This window comes from Telluria sp. ZB4P34 (genome assembly GCF_059686055.1).
This window is the reverse complement of record NZ_JCASIF010000004.1, coordinates 151845-175472: the sequence shown is the minus strand read 5'-3', so window position 1 is coordinate 175472 and position 23628 is coordinate 151845. Positions and strand designations below refer to the sequence as shown.

The following is a 23628-nucleotide window of genomic DNA, read 5'->3' as shown; positions in this document are numbered from 1 at the left end:
CCCACTCTCCAAGGGGGGGCTCGAACCAGGCCGTGTTCGCCGATGACATGGAAGCTTGTTCAGCGACTGTGGATCGGCCGCCATGGCGCCGGCGCTGCTGGCTCGGTTGACCCTGTCCGGAAGCGGCGATACGGGGTCATCCGGAAAGGATAATACGCCGCCCCGCCATTCCTATTGCAGGGATAGCAAGCTAGAATCTCGGCCGTTCCGTCACCGTCACAAAGGATTCGACGCAACGCATGAGCCGCCAAGGTTACACCCGCCGCGCATGCGTTGCCTCGCACATGTCATGCAGCGTTTCCTCCCTGCCCGTCCCGCCGGCCTCCTCGCCCTCTTCATTGCACTGCTGTCGCTGGCCGCCCTGCTGCTGACCCGTCCATCGAAGAGCGGCGACTTCCCGGAATACGCCTTGACGACGATCGCGCTCGCCTCGCACGGCAGCCCCGACATCCGCCTGGCCGACGTCGACCTCGCCCACCGCCTGTCGCCGGAGGCCGGCTTCGTGGCCGTGCACGAACAGCTGCGCGCCGGCATGCGCCAAGGCGCAACACACCCCTCCCCCGGCTTCGTGCGCGGCCGCGACGGCCGCTATTACGCGATCCACTTCTTCGCGTACCCGGCGCTGGCCGCCTTGCCCTTCAAGCTGATCGACGTCGCCGGCGGCCAGCCCTTCAAGGCTTACCAAGTGGTCAACCTGGCGGCGCTGGCTATCCTCGCGCTCGCCATGTTCCGCTTCACCGGTTCTGCGCCGCGCGCCATGTTCGGCACGGTGTTCTTCCTGCTGTCCGGCGGGGTGCTGTACTCGAACTGGTGCAGCCCGGAATTCTTCAGCGCCTGCGCCCTGCTCTCCGGGCTGCTGCTGGTGCTGCTCGACCGTCCGTTCGCGGCGGCGCTGCTGGCCGGCCTGGGCGCCATGCAGAATCCGCCGCTGGTGTTCTTTTCGGTGTTCGCACCGCTGATCCGGGTCTGCTACGTCTACGCCCATGAAGCGGTGGGCGCCGGCGCCGCCCTGCGCAGGGTCGCCACGCCGCGTACAGTGCTTGCGTCGATCCTGCAGGCCGGGCTGGCCGCGCTGCCGGTGCTGTTCAGCCTGGCGAAGTTCGGCGTACCGAGCGTGATCGCGGCCCTGGCGACCGACCCGGGACTGATGTCCGCGGGCCGCCTGGCGTCCTTCTTTTTCGACCTGAACCAGGGCGCGATCGTCGGCCTGCCGGTCGCGATGCTGCTGGTGCTGGCAAGTTTCGCGGGAAAGGACCGGCTGCGCTGGCTGCCGCACACGCTCGCAGCCATCCTGTTCTCGGTCATCATGGCGATTCCCTCGCTGGCGACGGCGAACTGGAATTCCGGCGCTGCAGGCATGATGCGCTATGCGTTCTGGGGCGCCATGCCGCTGCTCTACCTGGCGCTGCTCTACCTGCATCATGCCCGCCGCTGGCCCCTTTTGCTGCTGGGCGCGATGTTGCTCGTACAGGCCGGGTCCATCAAGTATGCGCGCAGCTACCGGCATGTCGAATTCAGTCCGGCCGCGCGCTTCATGCTCGAGCGCTTTCCCGCGCTGTATGCGCCTGAGCCCGAAATCTTCCTGGAGCGTGCGGCAGGGGCCGACGGGGCCGCGCGTGATCACGCCGTGGTCTTCTATCCTTCACAAGCGAATCCGGTCAAAATCCTGTTCGACGCCGGCAACCCGGCGGCGCACGCAGTCCTGTGCGGCGCGGGCGGCCGCGTGGCCTCGCCTGATCCAGGCGGGCGCGATGCGGCCGGCTGGCGTTACCTCGACGGTCCGCCCAGCTGTGCCCGGGGAGTGCCCGCTGTGGGCTCCGCGCGCTGAGCCGACCCCGCGCACGGCTGGCGCCGCGCCGTTTGCATGGTCCCGGGCAGGTGGGTAAGAATGCGTCTGTGCGAACTGATCACTCGAAAGGAAGAGCATGGGTATCATCGTGAAGAACACGACACCGGACACGGCCCGGGTCACGCTGGTCGGGGAGATGATGGACGGGAGCTTCGACGCCAGGGTCATGGCGGAGACCGACGTACCGTACACCAGGTACTGGGACAATGAGCTGGAGCAGCGGATCGTCTACCTGCACCCGGATCCGGAGCAGCTGGCGTCGATCGTCGCGGCGCTGAACGAGCGCCGCCTCTCGCTCGACGACCTGCAGGATTTCGGCAGCTCCGCGGGCGGGACCTCCGATCTGCCGATCTGAGCGATCGGCGACACCCCATGGGAGGCTCGCGCTGACGGCTTCTAAGGGATGAGCCCGCTACCGCTCGAACCCAGGATCTCGTCGTGGCGTTCGTGGTCGCGCTTGTGCAGGTAGGCTGCCGTGGTGGCGATGTTCGCATGCCCGGCGGTGTCCTGCAGGGTCTTGAGCTGGACGCCGCTGTTGGCGTGGTTGGTCAGCATGCTATGGCGCAGCCAGTGCGTCGACGCCTGGCGCAGCGCTGCGGCGCTGTCTGCGTCGCCCTGGCCGGCGGCGCGCTCGGCCGCCGCCACGAACACCGCCTTCAGCGCTTCCGAGGCCGCTTCGTCGGTGATGCGCACCGCTTCTTCCCTGCGGCTCGACAGCACCAGCGGCGTACGGTCGGCGCGGCTGGCCTGGGGCAGCAGGCCGAAGGCCTGGCGATAGTCGCGCCAGGCGGCCAGCATCGCGGGCGGCACCGGCAGGCGGCGCGGCCTGGCGCCCTTGCCCATCACGTCCAGCCACCAGCGCCCGTCGCCTTCCGTGTAGATGGCCCCCATGTCGGCGCCGACGATCTCGTTGAGGCGCGCGCCGGTCTGGGCAAACGCGATCAGCAGGAAACGGTCGCGTTCGCGCTGGCGGAGCGTGGCCGGAGTGTCGGCCACGCGCGACGCCACCGCATCGAGGGCGTGCGCGATCGCCTGCGGGGTCAGGTAGCGGGTGATGCGGCTGCCTGACGGGGCGCGCACGTTGCGCACCAGCCGCGCCGGATTGCGCCGCAGGTAGCCGGTCTGTTCGGCGTAGCCGAGCAGACCCTTCACCGCGATCATCGCCTGGCGCCGGCTGGCGTCGGACAGGGGACCGGAAAACGGCCGGTAGCGCGGATCGGTGCGCGGCCACTTGGTGGCGCTGACCCATTCCGGCGGCGGATTGCGGATGAACTCCTTGTAGGCGTTCAGGTCGGCCACCGACAACTGCGCGAAGGTCTTGCGCGCCTCTTCGCGGCACCAGGTGAGGAAACGATACAGCTCCTTCTGGGTGTTGGCGACCGATTTCGGACTCAGTTCGCCTTGGCCGATGTATTCGCGCGCCAGCTCGGCGTCGCTGCGGGCGTCGGTGACCGGCTCGTCGGCCATCCCACGGAAGGCGGCGCCGCGGGCGCCGGCAGCGAGCCGCTGGGGCGAGTCTCCAGGGAGCGGATCGAGGTCGATCGGATAAAAGCTGGGCATCGGGTGAGGCGAGGCTGCGTGACGATACTGTGATTATATACAGTATGGCCGCGCCGCGGCGGGCGTCCAGGCGCGTGCCTGGTGCATAATGCGGGTTCGTTCGAACCGTTTCTGGAGCCATCATGCACCTGCGTTTCCTCAGCCATGCGGCCATCGCTACCGCACTCTCCCTGCCGATTGCGGCGCAGGCCGCGCAGCCCGTCATCGAAGTCTACAAGTCCGAATACTGCGGCTGCTGCAAGGAGTGGATCAAGCACCTCGAAGCCAATGTTTTCAAGGTGAAGGCGCAGGACGTCGCCAGCACGGCCGACTACCGCGCGAAATTCGGCATCCCTGAGCAATACGGGTCCTGCCACACCGGCCGGGTCGGCGGCTACGCGGTCGAGGGCCACGTTCCGGCGAGCGAGATCAAGCGCCTGCTGCTTGAGAAACCGAAGGCGCGTGGCCTGGCCGTGCCCGGCATGCCGATGGGCTCGCCCGGCATGGAAGGCCCGCGCAAGGACCCGTACGAGGTCCTGCTGGTAAAGGACGGCGGCAAGACCAGCGTCTACAAGCGATACGAGTAAGCCCGCGCGCGCCCTCCCGCTGGATCGCTGCATAATGGGTTTTCCGCATCGAGGGAGAACAGCATGAACGCAGCACAGGACAGCCAGCATCCGCAGGACGACCCGTCGACGACATTGGGCGTCGGCGGCGCGACCAGCAACCAGGAGGGCGCCACGCCCGCCCGTGAAACCCAGCAGGAGACGGGCGGCAGCGGTGGCGACGGCCTCACCCGCAACCAGTCCGGCGAAACGGCCAATGCGCCGGCCGGCACCTTGGCCGAAGGCGGCGGGCAGCTGCAGGCCGGAGGCAGTGCGATGACCAACATCGCACGCGGGCCGCAGGATACCCGTCCCGACCAGGCCAGCCCCACCGGAACCGGCCTCGGCACGCCGGAGACCGGCGGCAACCAGGACGAGGGCGACCTGCCGCCGCGCTAGGACAGGCGGCGCCAGCCCACGGAGCGCCGCAGCAGCGCCTACATCCGTATCGTGCCGTGGTCGGCGTCCATGTCGGGCGTGGTGCCGGTAACGGCCGCCTTGGCCATCGCGAACAGGCGCACCATCTTGCTGTCGTTCGCGTCCCAGTACTCGGCCGCGTGGGGCATGACCTGTACCAGCACGACGTGTTCGTCCTCGGGGCCGCTCGGGAACCAGGCCTGCACCATCGGGTTCCACAGGGCCTTCACCCTGGCGCGCTCGACCACGCGGCTGGCGACACCGCTGACCGAAACCCAGTTGCTGTTGTCCGGATCGGCGAAACTCAGGTTGACCTCCGGCTGGTGGGCGATGTTCTCCCACAGTTCGGTGGTGCTGCGGGTGTAGAACCACAGCCCGCCTTCGTCGTCGACCTGCTGCCTGGTCATCGGCTGGCTGACCAGGTGGCCGTTGGCGTCGCGGGTGGTGAACATGGCGAAGCGCATCGCGCCGATGCGATCGGACAGGGCGGCCGCATGGGCCCGGGCGTGTTCTGTAGACATGGCTTTCCTCACGGTAGTGGAATGCCCATCCTAGCGCCATGCCGCCATCCCTTCGGTGCGACGCCGAACAGTGCCCCGTCCCTGACCTGCCGCCTCGAGCTCACGCTCACTGGCCAAATCGTCTATAGTGATGCCTTTGCACAAGTGACTTTGCCATGAAATTTGATGTCGCTATTGTCGGCAGCGGCCTGGCCGGCCTGTCGGTGGCCCTGCACCTGGCGCAGACGCGCAAGGTCGCGATCGTTTCCAAGCGCGCGCTGCTGGACGGCGCCAGCAACTGGGCCCAGGGCGGCATCGCCGCGGTGCTCGATTCGAGCGACAGCCACGACCAGCACATCGCCGATACCCTGGTGGCCGGCGCCGGCCTGTGCGAGGAAGCGGCAACCCGCTACATCGTCGAGAACGGGCGCGCCGCGATCGAATGGCTGATCGAGCAGGGCGTGCCCTTCACCCGCGACGCCTCGGCCGAGCTGGGCTTCCACCTGACCCGCGAGGGCGGCCACAGCCAGCGCCGCATCATCCACGCGGCCGACGCCACCGGCCACGCGGTGCAGGTGACGCTGGAACAGAAGGTGCGCGCGCACCCGAACATCAGCCTGTTCGAGCACCACTGCGCGATCGACGTCATCACCTCCGACAAGCTCACCGCCAAGGGCGCGAACGGGCCGCTCCACGGCGGCGTTCCCCACCTGGTGGGGCAGCCGCGCTGCTACGGCCTGTACGTGCAGGACGAACAGAGCGGCCAGGTGCTCACCTTCGAAGCCGAGCACACGGTACTGGCCACCGGCGGCGCCGGCAAGGTCTACCTGTACACCACGAATCCCGACACCGCCACCGGCGACGGCATCGCGATGGCCTGGCGCGCCGGCTGCCGCGTGTCGAACATGGAATTCATCCAGTTTCACCCGACCTGCCTGTACCACCCGTACGCGAAATCCTTCCTGATCACCGAAGCGATCCGCGGCGAAGGCGGGCAGCTCAAGCTGCCGCCTGAAGCCGGCGCCGCCGCCGGGACCCGCTTCATGCCGGCCCACGACGAGCGCGGCGAACTGGCCCCGCGCGACGTGGTGGCGCGCGCGATCGACTTCGAGATGAAGAAGCGCGGCCTGGACTATGTCCACTTAGACATCAGCCACCAGGATCCGGACTTCCTGAAGGAGCACTTCCCGACCATCTACGCGCGCTGTCTGGAATTAGGCATCGACATCACCAAAGAACCCATTCCTGTCGTGCCGGCGGTGCACTTCACCTGCGGCGGCATCGTCACCGACCTGGCCGGCCGCACCGACATCCCGGGATTGTATGCGGTCGGCGAGACGGCCTGCACCGGCCTGCACGGCGCCAACCGCCTGGCCAGCAATTCGCTGCTGGAATGCGTCGTGATCGGGCGCGCCTGCGCGCACCAGATCGCCGCCGCGCCCGCGGTCGAGAACCCGTCCCTGCCGCCCTGGGACGAGTCGCGCGTGACCAATGCCGACGAAGAAGTGGTGATCGCCCACAACTGGGACGAGCTGCGCCGCTTCATGTGGAACTACGTCGGCATCGTGCGCACCACCAAGCGCCTCGAGCGGGCCCAGCACCGCATCGCGCTGCTGAAGGAGGAGATCGACGAGTACTACCGCAACTTCCGCATCACGCACGACCTGCTCGAACTGCGCAACCTGGTCGATGTGGCGTCCCTGATCGTCAATAGCGCACTCTCGCGCCACGAAAGCCGCGGGCTGCATTATTCCCGGGATTTCCCGGATACGCTGCCCAAGGCGCTGCCGAGCGTGCTGACGCCGCCGCGCCCCTAGCGCCCACCCTGCTTCGCCGGCCCGTACACGCGGGCCGGGAGTCCCGCCATGAACCGCCCTGCCCTCACGCCGTCCACCGTCTTCCTCCTGAGCGTTCCGCCCGTGCTGTGGGCCGGGAACGCCATCGTCGGGCGGCTGGTGCGCGACGCGGTGCCGCCGATGACCCTCAACCTGATCCGCTGGAGCATCGCGCTGGCGGTGCTGGTGCCGCTCGGCAGGGCGGCCTTCAAGCGCGGCAGCGGCATGCTCGCCAACTGGCGCCGCTATGCCATGCTGGGACTGCTGGGCGTGGGCCTGTACAACTCGCTCCAATACCTTGCGCTGCAGAGCTCCACTCCGATTAACGTGACCCTGGTGGCGTCCGGCGTGCCGGTCTGGATGCTGTTGGTCGGCCGCCTGTTCTACGGCGTGCCGGTCAAGCGCAAGCAGGTCGTGGGAGCGGTGCTGTCGATCGCCGGCGTGCTGGTGGTGCTGTGCCGCGGCGACATCCACCAGCTGCTGGGCCTGCGCCTGGTGGCCGGCGATCTTTACATGATCCTGGCGACCATCGCCTGGTCCTTCTACAGCTGGATGCTGATGCAGCGGAAGGACGCGCCCGGCCTGCGCGCCGACTGGGCGGCTTTCCTGCTGGCCCAGGTCGGCTACGGCGTGCTGTGGTCGGCCCTGCTGTCCGGGGGCGAATGGGCCTTGCAGGACGTGTCCATCGACTGGAGCTGGACCTTGGGAGCGGCCCTGCTGTACGTGGCGATCGGCCCGGCCATCCTGGCGATGCGCTGCTGGGGCGCGGGCCTGCAGCGCGCCGGCCCGAGCGTCGGCGCCTTCTTCATCAACCTGACGCCGCTGTTCACGGCGCTGCTCTCCTCGGCATTCCTCGGCGAGGCGCCACAGCTCTACCATGCACTGGCCTTCGGCTTGATCGTCGGCGGCATCGCCGTGTCCGCGCGCTGAAGCATTCACGGCCGTTTTCGGGCGCGGCATTGCGAAACTGCTGGGCGTGACCATCTACTGTGCAATCGATGGGCATCTTTAGCCAGGGAATCGTGTTTCCGTCCGCGTGGGGCGGATGCTAGGATCCCAGCCAATGGAGGATCACGCAAGATGGCAGCAGTTCTTACCGTCCAAGACCAGGCCGGGGCGCTGGCGGATTTCCTGGAACGGCATCCGCGCGCGCTGGTGCTGACCGGCGCAGGCCTGTCTACCGCCTCGGGCATTCCCGACTACCGCGACCGCGACGGCACCCGGCGCGGCCGCCAGCCGATCCAGGGTCCGGAGTTCCGGCGATCAAGCGATATCCAGCGGCGCTACTGGGCGCGCAGCATGGTGGGCTGGCCGGTCATGGCCGGGGCCAGGCCGAATGGCGGCCACGATGCGCTGGCGCGCCTGGAAAAGCATGGACGCTTCGGCTACCTCCTGACGCAGAACGTCGACGGCCTGCACCAGCAGGCCGGCAGCCATGCCGTGCTTGAACTGCACGGCAACGTGCACAGCGTGGTGTGCATGCATTGCAAGGCGCAGTTTCCGCGCGCGTTTGTGCAGACCCTGCTGAATGAGGCGAATCCCGGGTTGGCAAATGTGCTGGCCGCGCCGTTGCCGGACGGCGACGCCGCGATCGAGCCGGACGCCCTCGAGGACTTCTACCTGCCCTTCTGTATCCACTGTGGCGGCGCGCTTGCGCCGGATGTCGTATTCTTTGGCGATGGCATCCCGGCGGCGCGTAGCGCCGGCGCCCTGGCGCAGATGGCGGCGGCCGATGCGCTGCTGGTGGTGGGCTCGTCGCTGATGGTGTATTCGGGCTTCCGCTTCTGTCGCATGGCGCAGGAAGCGGGCAAGCCGATCGCCGCGGTCAACCTCGGGCTCACCCGGGCGGACCACCTGCTGTCGCTGAAAATAGAAGAGTCGGCCGAGCGGCTGTTGCCGCGCGTCGCCGACCTGCTCCACGCGTAGGGCTCATGCGCCCGGGGGAGCTGGAGGAGTCACAACCGTTACTCAACCATAGGGGAATTCTGTGACCAAGCGCTACCGCACTACCGCAACAGACACGAGCGCGCCGACCGGCCTTTCGACCGGCGCCATCCTGGCCGGCATTGGCCTGGCCGCCTCCTTCTTCTACGTCCGCGCCAAGACGGCGCAGGCCGAACGCGACAATCCACCGGGTGGCAAGTTCGTCGAAGTCGACGGAGTGCGCCTGCACTACCTGGAGCAGGGTTCCGGCCCCACACTCGTGCTCCTGCACGGCAACGGCGTGTATTCGAAGGATTTCGAAACGAGCGGCCTGCTGCAGCGCGCGGCGGAGCACTGCCGCGTGATCGCCTTCGACCGGCCGGGCTTCGGCTACAGCGAGCGCCCGCGCACCACGATCTGGGGGCCTGAGAAGCAGGCAGCCCTGCTGCACAGCGCGCTCGAGAAGATCGGCGTGGATTCGGCCATCGTCGTCGGCCACTCCTGGGGCACGATGGTCGCACTGGCGATGGGCCTGCAGCAGCCGGATGTGGTACGCGGGCTGGTGCTGCTGTCGGGCTACTTCTATCCCAGCGTGCGCCTGGATGCGGTCACCATGACCCAGCCGGCCGTTCCGATCGTCGGCGATCTGCTGCGCTATACGGTGTCGCCGCTGGTCTCGCGGGCGCTGTGGCCGGGCATGACCAAGCGCGTGTTTTCGCCCAAGCCGGTGGACAAGCGTTTCGACGCCTTCCCGGTCTGGATGGCCCTGCGGCCGAGCCAGCTGCGCGCCGCCGCGGCCGAGACCGCGATGATGATTCCCTCGGCGGCCTCGTTGTCCAGGCGCTACGCGGAGCTCAAGCTGCCGTCGGTGATCATCGCCGGGACCGAGGACAAGATCGCGGATGCCGGACACAATTCGGAGCGGCTGAGCGAGCGGCTCGGCATGAGCCAGCTGGAACTGGTGCCCGGCGTCGGACACATGTCGCATTACGCGCATCCGGAAAAGGTGATGGCGGCGATCGACGCGATTGCGGCGCAGGTGGGAGAGCCGCTCCATGCGCGTACGCCGGAGGCGGAGGCGCTCGCCAGGGCAAGCGAGAGCGGCGTGTGAAGGGCGGGCAACGCAGGCGCTGGTCCTGAATCGCTTACGCGTCGTTCCGGCGAAGGCTGGAACCCACGTTTTCCAGCTTGGCGGGGATGCTTGAACTCACTGGCACGCTGGAAGAAATTGGCCGGAAGTCATGGGCGCCTATGGCGCGCATGACGGATCGGCCCTTGGTGGCGCCAGACGCCTGGCGCCCCACCCTCAGCCCTTGAGCGCGTACTTGATGACGATGCCCGCCATCAGCGCCGCGAAGATCACCAGTGACAGGCCGGCGTGCAGCGCCGGCGAGCCGATCGACACCTGCGAGGTGCGCGGGTCCATTTCCATGCGTACGGCCTTGCCGAACATGACCGGACGCAGGAAACCGCGCACGCCCACCAGCACCATGCCGATGCCGAAGCACTGGTCGGCCGTGTTGTCGGTGCTCATGCCATTCACCAGGGTCGGCAGGCCCAGCAGTAGCCCGAAGGCCAGCCAGAGGATGCGCGCGGGTCGAGAGGCGCAGTCGGCTCCAGTCCATCATCGCGCCACCTCCCCAAGAATGCGCAGTGAATAATCGGTCGCACGCAGGTCCTTGGTCAGGCTGCCGATCGAGATGCGGTCGACGCCGGTCTCCGCGATCGCGCGCACCGTGTCCATGTTGATGCCGCCCGAGGCTTCCAGCAGCGCGCGGCCGCCGTTCACGCGCACCGCTTCACGCATCATGTCGAGGTTGAAGTTGTCCAGCAACACCGACTCGACCCCGGCCGCCAGCGCCTCGACCAGCTGGGCGATGGTCTCCACCTCGATCTGCACCGGTGCGCCGGATTTCAGGGCGTCGGCCGCCCGCAGCGCCCTGGTCACGCCACCCGCGGCCGCGATATGGTTTTCCTTGATCAGGATGCCGTCGTAGAGCGCCATGCGCTGGTTCTTGCCGCCGCCGACGCGCACCGCGTACTTCTGGGCCTGGCGCAGGCCCGGCAGCGTCTTGCGGGTATCGAGGATGGCTGCCTTGGTGCCGGCAATGAGGTCGACATACTTGCGGGTGGCGCTTGCCACGCCCGACAGCAGCTGCATGAAGTTCAGCGCCGCACGTTCGGCCGTCAGCAGCGAGCGCGGGTTCGCGACGATGGTGCACACGGTCGAGTCGGCAGCCATCAGCTCGCCCTCGGCATACTGCCAGTCGATCTCGATGTCCTGGTCGACCGCGAGCATCACGCCTTCGAACCAGGGCGCGCCGCACAAGACCGCCGCCTCGCGCACGATGACGCGCGCCTGCACGCAGGTGTCCGCCGGCACCAGCATGCCGGTCAGGTCGCCGGTGCCGACGTCTTCCAGCAGGGCCGCCAGGATGTTGGCCTCGAAGGCCGATTGCAGCTGGTCGTCGAGTTTGGCATCAATGATGAATGGGTTGCGCAGGGTCGTCATGCCGGGCCTACTCCGTTGAACAGCGTCGCGTTCTGCTCGAGCGCGCCGCTCGGCAGGGCTTGCACCTTCCTGGCGGCGGCGAAATCGAGCATGCGGTCGATCGCGCGCTTGGCCTGGCGGCCGATTTCCGGGTCGACGTGCACCTCGCCCGTGCCCGTCTCGAGCGCGTCGGCCAGGTTCTTCAGGCCGTTCATCGCCATCCACGGGCAGTGTGCGCAGCTCTTGCAGGTGGCGCTGTTGCCGGAGGTCGGGGCTTCGATGAAGCGCTTGCCAGGGGCCGCGGCGCGCATCTTGTGCAGGATGCCATTGTCGGTGGCGACGATGAAGGTGGTCGCCGGCAGGTTCACGGCGGCGTTGATCAGCTGGGTGGTCGAGCCGACGACGTCGGCCTGGGCCACGACCGATGCAGGCGACTCCGGGTGCACCAGCACCCTCGCATCCGGATGCTCGGCCTTCAGCAGGTCGAGCTCGACGCCCTTGAATTCGTCGTGCACCAGGCAGGAACCCTGCCACAGCAGCATGTCCGCGCCGGTCTGCTTCTGGATATAGGCACCCAGGTGGCGATCGGGCGCCCACAGGATCTTCTTGCCCTGCTCGTGCAGGTGCCGGACGATGTCCAGGCCGATCGACGAGGTCACCATCCAGTCGGCGCGCGCCTTGACGGCGGCGCTGGTGTTGGCGTACACCACCACTGTGCGGTCCGGATGCTGGTCGCAGAAGGCCGCGAATTCGTCGGCCGGGCAGCCCAGGTCGAGCGAGCAGGTCGCGTCCAGGTCCGGCATCAGGATGGTCTTTTCCGGGCTCAGGATCTTGGCCGACTCGCCCATGAAGCGCACGCCGGCCACCACCAGGGTCTGGGCCGGGTGATCGCGGCCGAAACGCGCCATTTCCAGCGAATCCGACACGCAGCCGCCGGTTTCCTCGGCCAGGTCCTGCAGCTCGGCGTCCACGTAGTAATGGGCGACCAGCACCGCATTGCGTTCCTTGAGCAGGCGCCTGATGCGTTCCTTCAGTTCGGCTTTCTCGCCGGCGCCCGGCACGGCAGGTACGCGCGCCCAGGCCTCGGCGGTGGCCGGGTTGATGGTGCAGGCCTCGCCCACCTGCGGGCGGTCGTATTCGTAGGTCTTGATTGGTGCGATGATCATTCAGGTGGTCTCCTGTAGGGTGGGCGGGTCCCCCGCCCACGCGGTCAACGCACGCATGCGAACCACGGAGCGGGCCAGGTTACATGATCTGACCGCGTGGGCAGGGAACCTGCCCACCCTACGAATGTCTTAAGCGATGCCTTGGCTGGTAAGGTACTCTTCGTAATTACCCTGGAAGTCGACGATGTCGTTCTCGCGGATCTCGAGGATGCGGGTCGCCAGCGAGGACACAAACTCGCGGTCGTGCGACACGAAGATCAGGGTGCCGGCGTATTTATCAAGCGCAATGTTCAACGCTTCGATCGATTCCATGTCCATGTGGTTGGTCGGCTCGTCGAGCAGCATCACGTTGTGACGGCCGAGCATCAGCTTGCCGTACATCATGCGGCCCTTCTCGCCGCCGGACAGCACTTTCACGGATTTCTTGACTTCGTCGCCGCCGAACAGCAGGCGGCCCAGGATGGAACGCACGGCCTGGTCGTCGTCGCCTTCCTGGGTCCATTGGCCCATCCAGTCGGTCAGGGTTTCGCCCTTGGCGAATTCCTCGGTCGGGTCCTGCGGCATGTAGCCGACGTTGGCGTTCTCGGCCCACTTCACGCGGCCCTGGTCGCCGGACAGGCCGGTGATGTCCTGGCCGCCGATACAGCGCAGAAGCGTGGTCTTGCCGGCGCCGTTGGCGCCGATGATGGCCACGCGCTCGCCTGCCTCGACCATGATCGAGAAGTTCTTGAACAGGGTGCGGTCATAAGCCTTGGTCAGGCCCTCGGTTTCCACGGCCAGGCGGTGCAGCTTCTTCTCGCCTTCGAAACGCACGAAGGGATAGGCGCGCGAGGACGGCTTGAATTCCTCGATCTTGATCTTGTCGATCTGCTTGGCGCGCGAGGTCGCCTGGCGCGCCTTGGATTTGTTGGCCGAGAAGCGGCGCACGAAGTCCTGCAGTTCGGCGACCTTCTCCTTGGCCTTGGCATTGTTGGCCAGCTGCTGGTTGCGCGCCTGGGTCGAGGCCAGCATGTAGTCGTCGTAGTTGCCCGGGTAGACCTTCAGCGTACCGTAGTCCATGTCGGCCACGTGGGTGCAGACCTGGTTCAGGAAGTGGCGATCGTGCGAGATGATGATCATCGTCGAGTTGCGCTGGTTCAGGATGTCTTCGAGCCAGCGGATCGTGTTGATGTCCAGGTTGTTGGTCGGCTCGTCGAGCAGCAGGATGTCCGGGTTCGAGAACAGGGCCTGGGCCAGCAGCACGCGCAGCTTCCAGCCCGGCGCCACGGCGCTCATCGGGCCCTGGTGCAGCTCGCTCGCGATGTCCAGGCCGAGCAGCAGCTCGCCAGCGCGCGCCTCGGCCGAGTAGCCGTCGTACTCAGCGACCTTGCCTTCGAGTTCCGCGGCTTTCATGTAATCTTCGTCGGTCGCTTCCGGGTTCGCGTAGATGGCGTCGCGCTGCGAGATGGCATTCCACAGCTCGGTGTGGCCCATCATGACGACGTCCAGCACGCGCACGTCTTCATAGGCGAACTGGTCCTGGCGCAGCTTGCCGAGGCGCTCGCCCGGGTCGAGGCTGACGTTGCCGGCCGACGGCTCCAGGTCGCCGCCGAGGATTTTCATGAAAGTCGACTTGCCGCAGCCGTTCGCGCCGATCAGGCCGTAACGGTTGCCTTCACCAAACTTGACCGAGATGTTCTCGAACAGCGGCTTGGCGCCGAATTGCATCGTGATATTGGCTGTGGATAGCACTATGAAACCTTTAAAAGCGGGTTAGCAACGGTGTTGCCGGATAACCCGCGATTTTACCATCGCTGGAGGCGTCAAGGTGAATCTGCCCCGCCGCAGGCGGGGCTGCCGCTCAGGGGAGGCAGCTGCTGCGGCGCAGGGTCGGGTAATCGGACAGCGTCAGGCTGAAACCGTCGGCATGCGATACCAGCCTGCCCTGCGACCCGAACGGAATCGTCACGCGGCGCGGGATATGGCCAAAGCTCAGTCCGCTGAGCACAGGAACCGGCAGGGTGCTGCGCAGGTGCGCCAGCATGGTGTCGAAATCGTAACCGTTGTCGTTCGGCGCCAGCTTGTAGCCGGAGAAGTCGCCCAGCACGACGGCGCGCTGGCGTTCGAGCACGCCGGCCTGCTGCAGTTGCAGCAGCATGCGCTCGACCCGGTAGGGATGCTCGGCGATGTCTTCCAGATACAGGATGCCGCCGTCGATGCGCGGGAAATACGGCGTGCCCAGCAGCGAGGCGACCATCGCCAGGTTGCCGCCCCAGACCGACCCCTCTTCCTGGATGCACGGGTTGCCGGTTGCGGATTCGGTAATGGTATGGGTCGGTCCCGCCAGGCATTGCCAGAAGTCGTCCAGCGTGAACCGGACCGGCTCGGCCAAGCCGAAGTCGGTCGCGGCCATCGGGCCTGCATAGCTGAGCGCGCCGGTACGTGCCATCAGCCCCATGTGGAGAGCGGTGATGTCGGAAAATCCGACCACCAGCTTGCCGCTGGCCGCGATCGCTTCGAAATCGATGTGCGGCAGCAGACGCGAGCTGCCGTAGCCGCCGCGGATGGCCATGATGAGCTGCACGTCCGGGTCCTCGACGGCGGCGCGCAGCTGGGCCAGGCGGCCCGCGTCGGTGCCGCCGAAGCGCTCGTGGACGGCCGCGTGGTCGTAGTAATTATGGACGAGGCAGCCGTGCTGCTCGAGGCGGGCGATGCCGCGGTCGACCGCGCACGGGTCGAGTGCCTGGCCGGCGGGAGCCACGATGGCGATGCCGATTTGTTGGGTGATCACTGTTGGACGACTATTGTTTGACAAATAAGCGGGGTGTTGAGTCTGGCAACATCTTACCCCTGGCGTGGGCATCGATCAAGGCAAGTAGCCGCTCGACCAACTGCGGCGGGAGGTCGTGGCCCATGCCTTCGATGATTTCGAGGCGCGCGCCGGGGATGCGGCTGGCCGTGTCTTGGCCACAAGCGGGAGGGACCAGCGGGTCGGCGGCGCCGTGGATCACGAGCGACGGCGCGGTGATGGTGCGCAGCAATGCACAGCGGTCCCCAGAAGCGGCAATGGCCATCATCTGGCGCGCGGCCCCGCTGGGGCAATAGCTGCGCCGTACCGAGCGGGCGACGCGCTTGCGCAGCAGCTTGTCCGGGGTCGGATAGGCCGGACTGCCGATCGCGCGCATCATGGTCACGCCCTGGTCGATGATGCTCTCGATGTCGGCCGGGCCGGGCGGGCGGCAGGACAGGAGCTTGCGCAGCTTCTTGTCGGGCCCGGGCAGTCCGCGCCGGCAACTGCTGGACATGATCGAGGTCAGGCTCAGGATACGCTGCGGATAACGGGCGGCCAGGATCTGGCCGATCATGCCGCCCATCGACACCCCGACCACGTGGGCGCGCGCCACGCCGAGGGCGGACAGCACGCCGATGGCGTCTTCGGCCATGTCGTCGAGGCGGTAGGCGGCGCGCAACGGCCACCCGAGCCTGGACTTGATCCAGGCCAGGGTGAGGTTCGGCACGCCGGCCTGCTCGAACTTGGTGGACAGTCCGCAATCGCGGTTGTCGAAGCGGATGACGTAGAAACCCAGCTCGACCAGGCCTTCGACGAACTCGTCGGGCCAGCCGGTGAGTTGCATGCCGAGGCCGTGCACCAGCAGCAGCGGCGGGGCCTTGGGGTCGCCTGCGGTGTCGAAGGCGATGCGGATTCCGTTGGCGTTCAGCGTAGGCATGGCAGCTTGTCGTGGCCGCATGGCCGGCATCGGCTCTTCTCGTTTGGCTTGCCGCCCCAGCGGCTCGCGGCCAGCATATCACTTTCGCTACGGGCAAGGCGCTCGTTCAGGCGTGCGACTTGTCTTACGGCGCTTCAGGGGGTGCTAAACGGCGAGCTTGCGCGCGGCAGCCCGTCGCTCGGCAAAAAAGGCCTTGAGCAGGCTGCTCGCCTCTTCCGCCATGACCCCGCCGCTGACTCCGGTGTGATGGTTGAGCTTTTCCTGCTCGAACAGGTTCAGCACCGAACCGCAGGCGCCGGTCTTCGGGTCCACCGCGGCGTACACGACACGCGCGAGGCGCGCGTGCATCATCGCGCCGGAACACATGACGCAGGGCTCCAGCGTGACGTACAGCTCGCAGCCCGGCAGGCGGTAGTTGCCGAGCTTCTCGGCGGCCGCGCGCAGCGCCATGATCTCCGCGTGCGCGGTCGGATCGTGGCGGCCGATCGGCTGGTTGTAGCCGGTCGCGATGACTTCACCGTCTTTGACCACCACCGCGCCCACAGGCACTTCACCCTCGGCCCAGGCCAGCCTGGCCTGCTCCAGGGCCAGTCCCATGTAGTCTGCGTCCGATTTGCCGGCGTCCGACTTGTCGGCGTCCGATTTGCCGGCCGCCGGCTGGTCGGCAGCCAGCTCGGGCGCCTCCGTCGATGTCTCAGGCATCGGTGACTTCAGCCCAGCAGTTCGGGGTTTCGTGCAGCACCAGCTTGTGCAGGCGCAGTCCGGTGCCGTAGCGGTCGGTGAACACCGTCCTGAGGATGTTGAAGGCGACGCGCGCCAGGTTCTCGACCGTGGGGATGCAGTCGATCACCACCGTCTTGTGTCCCGGCAGCGAGGCCAGGAATTCGCGCACCTTGTCGTCCTTTTCGTACACCAGGAAGGCGTGGTCCCACACGTCGACCAAGTGCTGCTTGGCCAAGGTCTTGACATCGGAGAAATCCATGATCATGCCGTTGTCGGAATTACCTTCAACGTCGATGACATCGCCGGTCAGGGTGATCTCGAGGGTGTAGCGGTGGCCGTGCAGGTTGCGGCACTGGCTCTTGTGGTCGGGAATCCGATGGCCTGCATCGAACTCCAGCTTGCGGGTAATGGTCAGCATTGCGGCGGCGCCTGTTCTGAATGGTTTCCTGGCGTGGATTCCTGGCGAATCGCTCAGGGAATCTGGAGCAGTTTATGGGTCTGGAGGCTGAGCTTCCACCTGGGGTTGCGACGACAGGTCTCGATCGCCAGCCGCGTGTTCTGCGCTGCCAGCGGACCGTCCATCGGCTGTACGTAGAAGTTCTCGAAGTCGAGTCCCTCGTAGGCGGACAGGTCTTGCCCCGCCTGCGGGATCACCACCTTGATCTCGTTGCCCCTGGCTACCACCAGCTGGGAGCCCATCTTGGGGCTCACGCACACCCAGTCCACGCCTTCCGGCACCGGCAGGGTACCGTTGGTCTCGATCGCGATCGTGAAGCCGCGCGCATGCATGGCCTCGATCAGCGGATGGTCGAGCTGCAGCAGCGGCTCGCCGCCGGTGAACACGACGTACTTGCTGGCGGCATGGGTCGCCGGCCACAGGCCGTCGATCTCTGCGGCCAGCGCAGCGGGGTCGCGGAACTTGCCGCCGCGCTCGCCATCGGTGCCGACGAAGTCGGTGTCGCAGAAGCTGCAGACGGCAGTGGCGCGGTCCACCTCGCGGCCGGTCCACAGGTTGCAGCCGGCGAAACGGCAGAACACGGCCGGACGCCCCGCATGGGCGCCTTCGCCCTGCAGGGTGTAGAAGATCTCTTTGATGCTGTAAGTCACGGTAAGCCTCTCGTCAACCTTCCATTATAACGCGCCGGCAGCCACTGTGGAGCGCCGGCCCGGCCGGCCGCCTGCCCTCCCGGCGGCGCATCCCATCGCGGACATCCGCTTCATGCGTTGAGGATAAGCAATATTTATCGTCGGACTCCGATGTACCTTCGTACGGAATGTTCCGAATGCCCGTAAGAAGGATGCTATGAACAAGCCCACTTCATTCCTAGAGCACGTGTCAGCAATCGGCTTAGCAGCCGGGCTGCTCGGCGCCAGTACGCCGGCCGGCGCGGCGCTTCCCCTTCCCCTGCCGCTGCGCAGTGCGGCGCCAGAAACCGTCGCGGCTGCCATGCTCGCCATGGCCGCCATCGCCCTGGCGCTGCTGCTGCAGCGCCGTGCCCGGGCCAGCCACGACCGCAACCACGCCCTGGAACAGCAGTTGCAGGCCGAGCGCAGCGCTCATGCCGGTGTCGAGGACGCCCTGTCCGCCAGCCATGAGCTGCTGTGCCGGCTGGTGCGCCAGCAGGAAAGCGTGCGCGTGGCCGAACGCACCCGGATCGCCCGCGACCTGCACGACGAACTGGGACAGCGCCTGCTGTCGATGCGGGTGGAACTGGCCTTGCAGCAGGCTGCGGCGCGCGGCGCCTCGCCTGCCGCGCACGACCGGCTGAGCGCCACGATCGCCGGCCTGGACGCCGCGATCCGCTCGGTGCGGGGCATCGTTGCCGGCCTGCGACCGATGGCGCCGGGCGTGAGCCTGCGCGACGCCGCCGAACGCCACCTGGCCGACGTTTCCCGCCTGCACGGGCTGGACTACCGCTTCGATGCGGGCCTCGCCGCCGATGGCCGGCGCGACCCGGAAACGGAAGCGGTGCTGTTCCGCGTGCTGCAGGAGGCGCTGTCGAACGTGGCGCGTCACGCCCACGCCACCACGGTATGCGTTACCCTGGTCGAGTCGGCCGGTGAAGCCGTGCTGAAGGTCGAGGATGATGGTGTCGGCCCAAGCCAACTCGACGGCCGCGATACGCGGATCTTCGGGATCGACGGGATGCGCGAGCGTACCGAAGCCCTCGGCGGAACGCTGACCCTGGCGCCGGGACGGCGCGGCGGGACGGTGGTCTGCGCCACCCTGCCCCGCTACCGGGTCGCGACACCGGCCTGAGCACGGAGGCGGCTGCTTCATCCATCAATAGATATTGCTTTAAATCAATAAGGTTGCGCCTGCGCGGTAGCAAAATCCTTTCCTGTTGGCAGTCAATCGGCTGCCGGACCGGAACCGCAGAGGACGACCATGATGAGTTCAGCCCCCACCGGCGCCAGCGCGCCTGCCGCGACCGCACTCGTGAACGACGGGGCGTTCGTCGGACAACTGGTGGCGTCCCTGTCGATTCCCGTATTCGTCCTCGATACCGACGCGCGGGTCATGATCTGGAACCGCGCATGCGAACAGCTGACCGGCGTGCCGGCCCACGAAGTGCTGGGCACGGGCGACCACTGGCGCAGCTTCTACGAACAGCGCCGCCCGACCCTGGCCGACCTGGTCCTGCAAAACCGCAGCGAAGACGTGCGCCGCCTGCTGCCGCGCCGCGCCGGCGACACCGCGCCGGCGAGCCTGTGCCTGGAAAGCTGGTTCGACATGCCGCGCGTCGGACGCCGGCGCTACCTGGCCGCCGACGCCAGCCCGATCTTCGGCGCCGACGGCCAACTGGCGGCTGTGGTGGAAACCCTGCGCGACCTGACCGATGAAAAGCTCGCACAGGTGGCGCTCGAGCAGCTGGCCACGCGCGACGGCTTGACCGGCCTGGCCAACCGGCGCTGCTTTGACGACACCCTGCACGCTGAATGGGCGCGCGCGCTGCGCCAGCAGCAGCCGCTGTCGCTGTTGATGGTCGACGTCGACAACTTCAAGGCCTATAACGACGCCAACGGCCACCTGGGCGGCGACGAATGCCTGAAGCGCATTGCCCGGGCGGTGGCCAGCGAGATGCGGGCCAACGACCTGGTGGCGCGCTACGGCGGCGAAGAATTCGCGGTGATCCTGCCTAACCAGTCGCTCAAGGGCGCGGCGATCGTGGCCGAACGCATCCGCTGCCGCGTCGAGCAGCTGCAGTTGCCGTCCACCGCCCCAACCCGCCATGTGACGGTCTCGATTGGCGCCGCCACGGCGATGGCCGGTCCGGACAATACGGCCAGCGAGCTAGTGGCGACCGCGGACGCCGCCCTGTACCGCGCCAAGCACATGGGCCGCAACCGCATCAGCCTGCCCCTGAGCGAAGCCGCCTAGGCGCCGGCATGTCCACATCGATCCGGGCAGGCCTGCAACAGTAAAGACATCGGCGCCCATGGGGCGCCGATGTCGACTGCTTCAAGTGACGCAAGGGCTTGCGCCGCCCCGCGGGATCACGAGGTCATGCGGTCCCAGCCATGACGCACGGCCGATTTCATCTTCTCCCAGGTCGACTGCCCGCCGTTGCCGTAGCGGCTATCCCAGTCGGTGCGCAGGTCGCTTTCGACCTCGCCCCACTGGCGGCCGCGGTACTTGGGATCCCGGGCCATGGACGAGCCGTAGGCATAGGCCGGCTTGAAGTCGTCATAGGTGCCGGCGTCGGTCGAGCTGCTATAGGTCGCGTTCCAGTGATTGCGGTATTCGCGATCGTCGTCGTCGTCGTCCGTCACGCGGTCCCAGCCGTGCCGCACGGCCGACTTGATCTTCTCCCAGGCGCCGGACACGGCCGCACCTGCGCCGGTGCCGCCCGTGCCGCTCGCGCCGCCCGTCGAGATGCGCGAATCCCAGCCGCGCGCCAGGTCGCCCTCGATGTCGTCCCATGGGCGGTTACGGTACAGTTCGCTCTTGCGCATCTCGCTGCCGTACGCATAAGCCGGCTTGACGCTGTCGTAATCCAACCCCGAGCTGCCCAGCTTGCTGTCGTAGTGGCTGCGGAAATAGTTATCGTCGTCGTTCAGGTGCGAGCTCGCGCCGGCGCCGTCCAGGCGCTGGACGTCGACTTCGGTGTGGCGCAGCGTGTCGTGGACCTGCTCCTGGCGTTCGCTCACCTGCTTGCCCACCGTGACTTCCTCGACGATGCGGGCCGACTTCTGCACCACGGCTTCCTCGGAGGTCTCGCGCATCTCGATCGACTGTTCGCGGAAAGCGGTGTCCGCGGAACCGAGCGGGCGGTCGACGGGGCGGCGCTGCACGTCCACGTGTTCTTCACGCAGGCTGACGCTCTCGCTCACCGGGGTTTCGACCAGGCGCGAATAGATGCGCACGCCGCCGCGCTGGACTTCGCGCTTGCCGACGCGCAGCTGCTCTTCCACCACCGGGATCGACTGGGCGCCGGCCGCGCGCATCGCGTCGCCGCGCAGCGTGTCCGCAGTGTCCGATCCTGTCCCATACCCGGTGGCCAGCTGCTGCGACGCGCCGCCCGTGGGGCTCGTTGAGCCACCTACGCCGGCCGTGTTCAGCTGGCCGCCTTCGCGCTGCTGCGAACCGAGGTGGGAATGGGTAGGACTGCCGACCGGATCGCCGCCCAGCCCGGAACCGGGAGTCTGCAGCGAGGCCGAAGGCGACGACCCCTGCAGCGTGCCGCCCTGCTGGCCCGAGCTCAGGAAGGAGGTGTCGCTCTTCTGCGTTCCTTCGAGCGCGGAGCCCTGCACAGAGTTTTCCTGCAGCGTAGTTCCTTGCAACGAGGTGCCGCCGGTGGCGCTCAGGCCGCTCTTGCCCATCGGTTCCTGGTAGGTCTGCCCCATCGGCTCGGCCTGGTTCAGGGACTGCTGGGCGAACAGCTTGCGGTCGCCGGCATTGTCGAGCTGGAGGTTGGGTGCGCCGCTGGTCTGGGCCGAGGTCGACTGGGCCGACATGGCGCTCGACTGCTGCATCGCGCCGGCGCCGCCTGTGCGCATCGCGCCGGACGTTCCGCCCAGGCCGCCGGCCATCGCGCCTCCGCTCAGCGGGCTGTCGCCCGTTGCCTGTTCGTCGATGTCGGTCGGTCCAAAGCGCTCGACGATGTCGGCGGCGCGTTCGACCTCGGGCAGCGAGTCGGCGCTGACGGTCAGGACATGGTGGCCGCGCGTGACGGCGCCCTCGTAGCGGCTGGCGTGCTCGCTGTTGTCGGCGCCGAACAGGTCGCTGAAGAAGTTCTTGATGCTGGCGCCGATGCCGTCGCCCGTGCCGTCGGCGAGGATGCCGCTGTTGCTGCTGTTGCTGCTAGTGCCGGAAACGCTGTCGGTCATGCCGGTCGGATCGGCATTCGACAGGCGTACGTCCTGACGGGAGAAATTCGAAGACAGGAGTTCATTCATTGCATTCTGCGCGTCGGTCCGGTTGTCGAACACGGCTACAAGAGTATGTTGCATGGTGGTTCCTCCGTAATGGTAGATTCAAGGGCCTTGTGGCCGCCAAGCTAGTGAGTTGAGATTACATCAATCCCGACCGGGCGCGCGCGCGCCTGCCGGGCCAACGCTGCAGTGGAGGAACCGGATGTTAGAAGGGAAACATTAACAATGAAATACGGCGCCGAAGCGCCGTATGTCGAGCTGCCGAAGCGCGGGCAATCGCCCGCATCGCAAGCTTAATAGGAACGGCTGCTGCCGCTACTATTGTCGTCGGTCATGCGATCCCAGCCATGGCGAACGGCGGCCTTCATCTTCTCCCAGGTGCCCGCGCCGCTGCCGCTGTTGCGCGACTCCCAGTCGGTGCGCAGGTCGCTCTCGGCCTCGTCCCACTGGCGGCCGGCATACTGGCCGCGCATCTGCGAGCCGTAGGAATAGGCCGGCGCATAGTCGTCGTAGGCGCCGCCGCTCGAGGCGAAATTGCTCTGGTAGTGATTGCGGTAAGAGCTGTCGTCGTCCAGGTCCGAGCCGCCCAGGCGTTCCACTTCCACTTCGGTGTGGCGCAGGGTCTCATTGACCTGTTCCTGACGCTCGTTGACCTGCTTGCCGATGGTGACTTCCTCGACCACGCGGGCCGATTTCTGCACCACGGCTTCCTCGGCGGTTTCGCGCATCTCGATCGTCTGCTCCTTGAACGCGGTGGTGTCGCCCGGGTTGATCGGCTGGTTGACGGCGCGGCGCTGGACGTCCACGTGTTCCTCGCGCAGGCTCACGCTTTCGTTGACCGGGGTCTCGACCACGCGCGAGAAGATGCGCACGCCGCCCCGCTGCACTTCACGCTTGCCGACCTTGAGCTGTTCCTCGACCACCGGGATCGCCTGGGTGGACCCGGTGCGGCCGGCTTCCATCGCGGTGTCGCGCTGCAGGGAGGCGCCGCCCAGGCTGCCCTGCTGCTGGGTCGTGCCCGACTGCGCCGAGCTCGAGTACGACTGCATGCCGCTCTGGCTGCCCTGCAGCATGGCGCCGCCGGCGCCCATGCCGCCGGCGCCGTCCGAGTGCTCGTCGATGTCGATCGGGCCGAAGCGTTCGACGATGTCGGCGGCGCGCTCGACTTCCGGCAGCGAGTCGGCGGTCAGCGTGACCACGCACTTGCCGCCCGAGACGGCGCCTTCGTAGCGGCTGACATGGCGGGTGTCGTCCTCGTCACTGCCAAACAGGTTGCTGAAGAAATTCATGATGCCTCCGCCGCCGGTGTCGCCGGACGAGTGGGAGGAAGTGGAGTTGCTGGAGAGGCTGCTGTCGGCGCCGGCGGTGCTGCCGCCGCTCGACATGCGCACGTCCTGGCGCGAGAAGCCCGAAGCGAGCAGTTCGTCCATGGCGCTTTGCGCGTCGGCGTTGTTATCGAATACGGCTACCAGGGTATGTTGCATGATCGTTTCCTCC

The 23628-nt window shown here is 67.2% G+C and carries 23 protein-coding genes; 10 read left to right on the top strand and 13 right to left on the bottom strand.

The window, feature by feature from the left end:
* Positions 1 to 289 precede the first annotated feature (289 nt).
* Both AC56KL_RS09805 and AC56KL_RS09800 read left to right on the top strand, forming a co-directional pair.
* Positions 290 to 1828, top strand: a complete 1539-nt coding sequence (locus AC56KL_RS09805; protein ID WP_497179963.1) for a hypothetical protein — start codon at positions 290 to 292, stop codon at positions 1826 to 1828.
* A 97-nt stretch (positions 1829 to 1925) separates the two neighbouring features.
* Positions 1926 to 2204, top strand: a complete 279-nt coding sequence (locus tag AC56KL_RS09800) for a hypothetical protein (protein ID WP_497179962.1) — start codon at positions 1926 to 1928, stop codon at positions 2202 to 2204.
* A gap of 41 nt (positions 2205 to 2245) precedes the next feature.
* Here AC56KL_RS09800 and AC56KL_RS09795 read toward each other — a convergent pair whose 3' ends face one another.
* Complete coding sequence (locus tag AC56KL_RS09795) at positions 2246 to 3409, bottom strand: tyrosine-type recombinase/integrase (protein WP_497179961.1); 1164 nt, start codon at positions 3407 to 3409, stop codon at positions 2246 to 2248.
* A 122-nt stretch (positions 3410 to 3531) separates the two neighbouring features.
* Here AC56KL_RS09795 and AC56KL_RS09790 point away from each other — a divergent pair, with 122 nt between their 5' ends.
* Complete coding sequence (locus AC56KL_RS09790) at positions 3532 to 3975, top strand: DUF411 domain-containing protein (RefSeq protein WP_497179960.1); 444 nt, start codon at positions 3532 to 3534, stop codon at positions 3973 to 3975.
* A gap of 63 nt (positions 3976 to 4038) precedes the next feature.
* Positions 4039 to 4392, top strand: a complete 354-nt coding sequence (locus AC56KL_RS09785) for a hypothetical protein (protein ID WP_497179959.1) — start codon at positions 4039 to 4041, stop codon at positions 4390 to 4392.
* A gap of 38 nt (positions 4393 to 4430) precedes the next feature.
* On the opposite strand, the gene AC56KL_RS09780 is transcribed toward AC56KL_RS09785, so the two are convergent.
* The gene (locus tag AC56KL_RS09780) at positions 4431 to 4931 is read right to left on the bottom strand and encodes a pyridoxamine 5'-phosphate oxidase family protein (protein ID WP_497179958.1); all 501 of its coding nucleotides are present in this window, start codon (positions 4929 to 4931) and stop codon (positions 4431 to 4433) included.
* A gap of 155 nt (positions 4932 to 5086) precedes the next feature.
* On the opposite strand from AC56KL_RS09780, the gene nadB reads away from it, so the two are divergent.
* From nadB to AC56KL_RS09760, 4 genes are all read left to right on the top strand, one after another.
* Positions 5087 to 6727: an L-aspartate oxidase gene (nadB, locus tag AC56KL_RS09775; protein WP_497179957.1), complete on the top strand. Its 1641-nt coding sequence runs from the start codon at positions 5087 to 5089 to the stop codon at positions 6725 to 6727.
* Between the two features lie 48 nt (positions 6728 to 6775).
* Positions 6776 to 7675 carry a DMT family transporter gene (locus AC56KL_RS09770; protein ID WP_497179956.1) on the top strand — a complete coding sequence of 300 codons (900 nt, stop codon included), beginning with the start codon at positions 6776 to 6778 and terminating at the stop codon, positions 7673 to 7675.
* Positions 7676 to 7825: 150 nt separating this feature from the next.
* On the top strand, positions 7826 to 8671 hold the full coding sequence (locus AC56KL_RS09765) for an NAD-dependent protein deacetylase (protein ID WP_497179955.1): 846 nt from the start codon (positions 7826 to 7828) through the stop codon (positions 8669 to 8671).
* Positions 8672 to 8732: 61 nt separating this feature from the next.
* Complete coding sequence (locus AC56KL_RS09760) at positions 8733 to 9779, top strand: alpha/beta fold hydrolase (RefSeq protein ID WP_497179954.1); 1047 nt, start codon at positions 8733 to 8735, stop codon at positions 9777 to 9779.
* 195 nt (positions 9780 to 9974) lie between these two features.
* On the opposite strand, the gene AC56KL_RS09755 is transcribed toward AC56KL_RS09760, so the two are convergent.
* The 9 genes from AC56KL_RS09755 to queE form a co-directional block, all read right to left on the bottom strand.
* Positions 9975 to 10202, bottom strand: a complete 228-nt coding sequence (locus tag AC56KL_RS09755) for a hypothetical protein (RefSeq protein WP_497179953.1) — start codon at positions 10200 to 10202, stop codon at positions 9975 to 9977.
* 90 nt (positions 10203 to 10292) lie between these two features.
* Positions 10293 to 11180: a carboxylating nicotinate-nucleotide diphosphorylase gene (gene nadC, locus AC56KL_RS09750; protein WP_497179952.1), complete on the bottom strand. Its 888-nt coding sequence runs from the start codon at positions 11178 to 11180 to the stop codon at positions 10293 to 10295.
* On the bottom strand, positions 11177 to 12325 hold the full coding sequence (gene nadA, locus AC56KL_RS09745) for a quinolinate synthase NadA (RefSeq protein ID WP_497179951.1): 1149 nt from the start codon (positions 12323 to 12325) through the stop codon (positions 11177 to 11179). The genes nadC and nadA overlap by 4 nt, the downstream gene beginning before the upstream one ends.
* 129 nt (positions 12326 to 12454) lie before the next feature.
* Complete coding sequence (locus AC56KL_RS09740; RefSeq protein ID WP_497179950.1) at positions 12455 to 14056, bottom strand: ABC-F family ATPase; 1602 nt, start codon at positions 14054 to 14056, stop codon at positions 12455 to 12457.
* A gap of 109 nt (positions 14057 to 14165) precedes the next feature.
* A complete protein-coding gene (ldcA, locus tag AC56KL_RS09735; protein ID WP_497179949.1) occupies positions 14166 to 15095 on the bottom strand; it encodes a muramoyltetrapeptide carboxypeptidase in 930 nt (309 codons plus the stop codon).
* 10 nt (positions 15096 to 15105) lie between these two features.
* A complete protein-coding gene (locus AC56KL_RS09730) occupies positions 15106 to 16032 on the bottom strand; it encodes an alpha/beta fold hydrolase (protein WP_497179948.1) in 927 nt (308 codons plus the stop codon).
* Positions 16033 to 16176: 144 nt separating this feature from the next.
* On the bottom strand, positions 16177 to 16629 hold the full coding sequence (gene tadA, locus AC56KL_RS09725; RefSeq protein ID WP_497180144.1) for a tRNA adenosine(34) deaminase TadA: 453 nt from the start codon (positions 16627 to 16629) through the stop codon (positions 16177 to 16179).
* Between the two features lie 97 nt (positions 16630 to 16726).
* Positions 16727 to 17173, bottom strand: coding sequence for a 6-carboxytetrahydropterin synthase QueD (queD, locus tag AC56KL_RS09720; protein ID WP_497179947.1), 447 nt, complete (start codon positions 17171 to 17173; stop codon positions 16727 to 16729).
* Positions 17174 to 17226: 53 nt separating this feature from the next.
* Positions 17227 to 17862 carry a 7-carboxy-7-deazaguanine synthase gene (queE, locus tag AC56KL_RS09715; protein ID WP_497179946.1) on the bottom strand — a complete coding sequence of 212 codons (636 nt, stop codon included), beginning with the start codon at positions 17860 to 17862 and terminating at the stop codon, positions 17227 to 17229.
* Positions 17863 to 18088: 226 nt separating this feature from the next.
* On the opposite strand from queE, the gene AC56KL_RS09710 reads away from it, so the two are divergent.
* Together AC56KL_RS09710 and AC56KL_RS09705 are read left to right on the top strand one after the other, a co-directional pair.
* Positions 18089 to 19015, top strand: coding sequence for a sensor histidine kinase (locus AC56KL_RS09710; protein ID WP_497179945.1), 927 nt, complete (start codon positions 18089 to 18091; stop codon positions 19013 to 19015).
* Positions 19016 to 19147: 132 nt separating this feature from the next.
* Positions 19148 to 20137 carry a sensor domain-containing diguanylate cyclase gene (locus AC56KL_RS09705; protein ID WP_497180143.1) on the top strand — a complete coding sequence of 330 codons (990 nt, stop codon included), beginning with the start codon at positions 19148 to 19150 and terminating at the stop codon, positions 20135 to 20137.
* A gap of 116 nt (positions 20138 to 20253) precedes the next feature.
* On the opposite strand, the gene AC56KL_RS09700 is transcribed toward AC56KL_RS09705, so the two are convergent.
* Entirely contained in the window at positions 20254 to 22209 is a 1956-nt protein-coding gene (locus AC56KL_RS09700; protein ID WP_497179944.1) for a YsnF/AvaK domain-containing protein, read from the bottom strand.
* Between the two features lie 215 nt (positions 22210 to 22424).
* Positions 22425 to 23615 (bottom strand): YsnF/AvaK domain-containing protein, encoded by a 1191-nt coding sequence (locus AC56KL_RS09695; protein ID WP_497179943.1) that lies wholly within the window; start codon positions 23613 to 23615, stop codon positions 22425 to 22427.
* Positions 23616 to 23628: the final 13 nt, after the last annotated feature.

Coding starts and splice junctions, on each gene's coding strand:
- AC56KL_RS09805 (WP_497179963.1), top strand. CDS start 290: ATGCAGCGTTTCCTCCCTGCCCGTCCCGCCGGCCTCCTCGCCCTCTTC.
- AC56KL_RS09800 (WP_497179962.1), top strand. CDS start 1,926: ATGGGTATCATCGTGAAGAACACGACACCGGACACGGCCCGGGTCACG.
- AC56KL_RS09795 (WP_497179961.1), bottom strand. CDS start 3,409: ATGCCCAGCTTTTATCCGATCGACCTCGATCCGCTCCCTGGAGACTCG.
- AC56KL_RS09790 (WP_497179960.1), top strand. CDS start 3,532: ATGCACCTGCGTTTCCTCAGCCATGCGGCCATCGCTACCGCACTCTCC.
- AC56KL_RS09785 (WP_497179959.1), top strand. CDS start 4,039: ATGAACGCAGCACAGGACAGCCAGCATCCGCAGGACGACCCGTCGACG.
- AC56KL_RS09780 (WP_497179958.1), bottom strand. CDS start 4,931: ATGTCTACAGAACACGCCCGGGCCCATGCGGCCGCCCTGTCCGATCGC.
- nadB (WP_497179957.1), top strand. CDS start 5,087: ATGAAATTTGATGTCGCTATTGTCGGCAGCGGCCTGGCCGGCCTGTCG.
- AC56KL_RS09770 (WP_497179956.1), top strand. CDS start 6,776: ATGAACCGCCCTGCCCTCACGCCGTCCACCGTCTTCCTCCTGAGCGTT.
- AC56KL_RS09765 (WP_497179955.1), top strand. CDS start 7,826: ATGGCAGCAGTTCTTACCGTCCAAGACCAGGCCGGGGCGCTGGCGGAT.
- AC56KL_RS09755 (WP_497179953.1), bottom strand. CDS start 10,202: ATGAGCACCGACAACACGGCCGACCAGTGCTTCGGCATCGGCATGGTG.
- nadC (WP_497179952.1), bottom strand. CDS start 11,180: ATGACGACCCTGCGCAACCCATTCATCATTGATGCCAAACTCGACGAC.
- nadA (WP_497179951.1), bottom strand. CDS start 12,325: ATGATCATCGCACCAATCAAGACCTACGAATACGACCGCCCGCAGGTG.
- AC56KL_RS09730 (WP_497179948.1), bottom strand. CDS start 16,032: ATGCCTACGCTGAACGCCAACGGAATCCGCATCGCCTTCGACACCGCA.
- tadA (WP_497180144.1), bottom strand. CDS start 16,629: ATGGGACTGGCCCTGGAGCAGGCCAGGCTGGCCTGGGCCGAGGGTGAA.
- queD (WP_497179947.1), bottom strand. CDS start 17,173: ATGCTGACCATTACCCGCAAGCTGGAGTTCGATGCAGGCCATCGGATT.
- AC56KL_RS09705 (WP_497180143.1), top strand. CDS start 19,148: ATGAGTTCAGCCCCCACCGGCGCCAGCGCGCCTGCCGCGACCGCACTC.
- AC56KL_RS09700 (WP_497179944.1), bottom strand. CDS start 22,209: ATGCAACATACTCTTGTAGCCGTGTTCGACAACCGGACCGACGCGCAG.
- AC56KL_RS09695 (WP_497179943.1), bottom strand. CDS start 23,615: ATGCAACATACCCTGGTAGCCGTATTCGATAACAACGCCGACGCGCAA.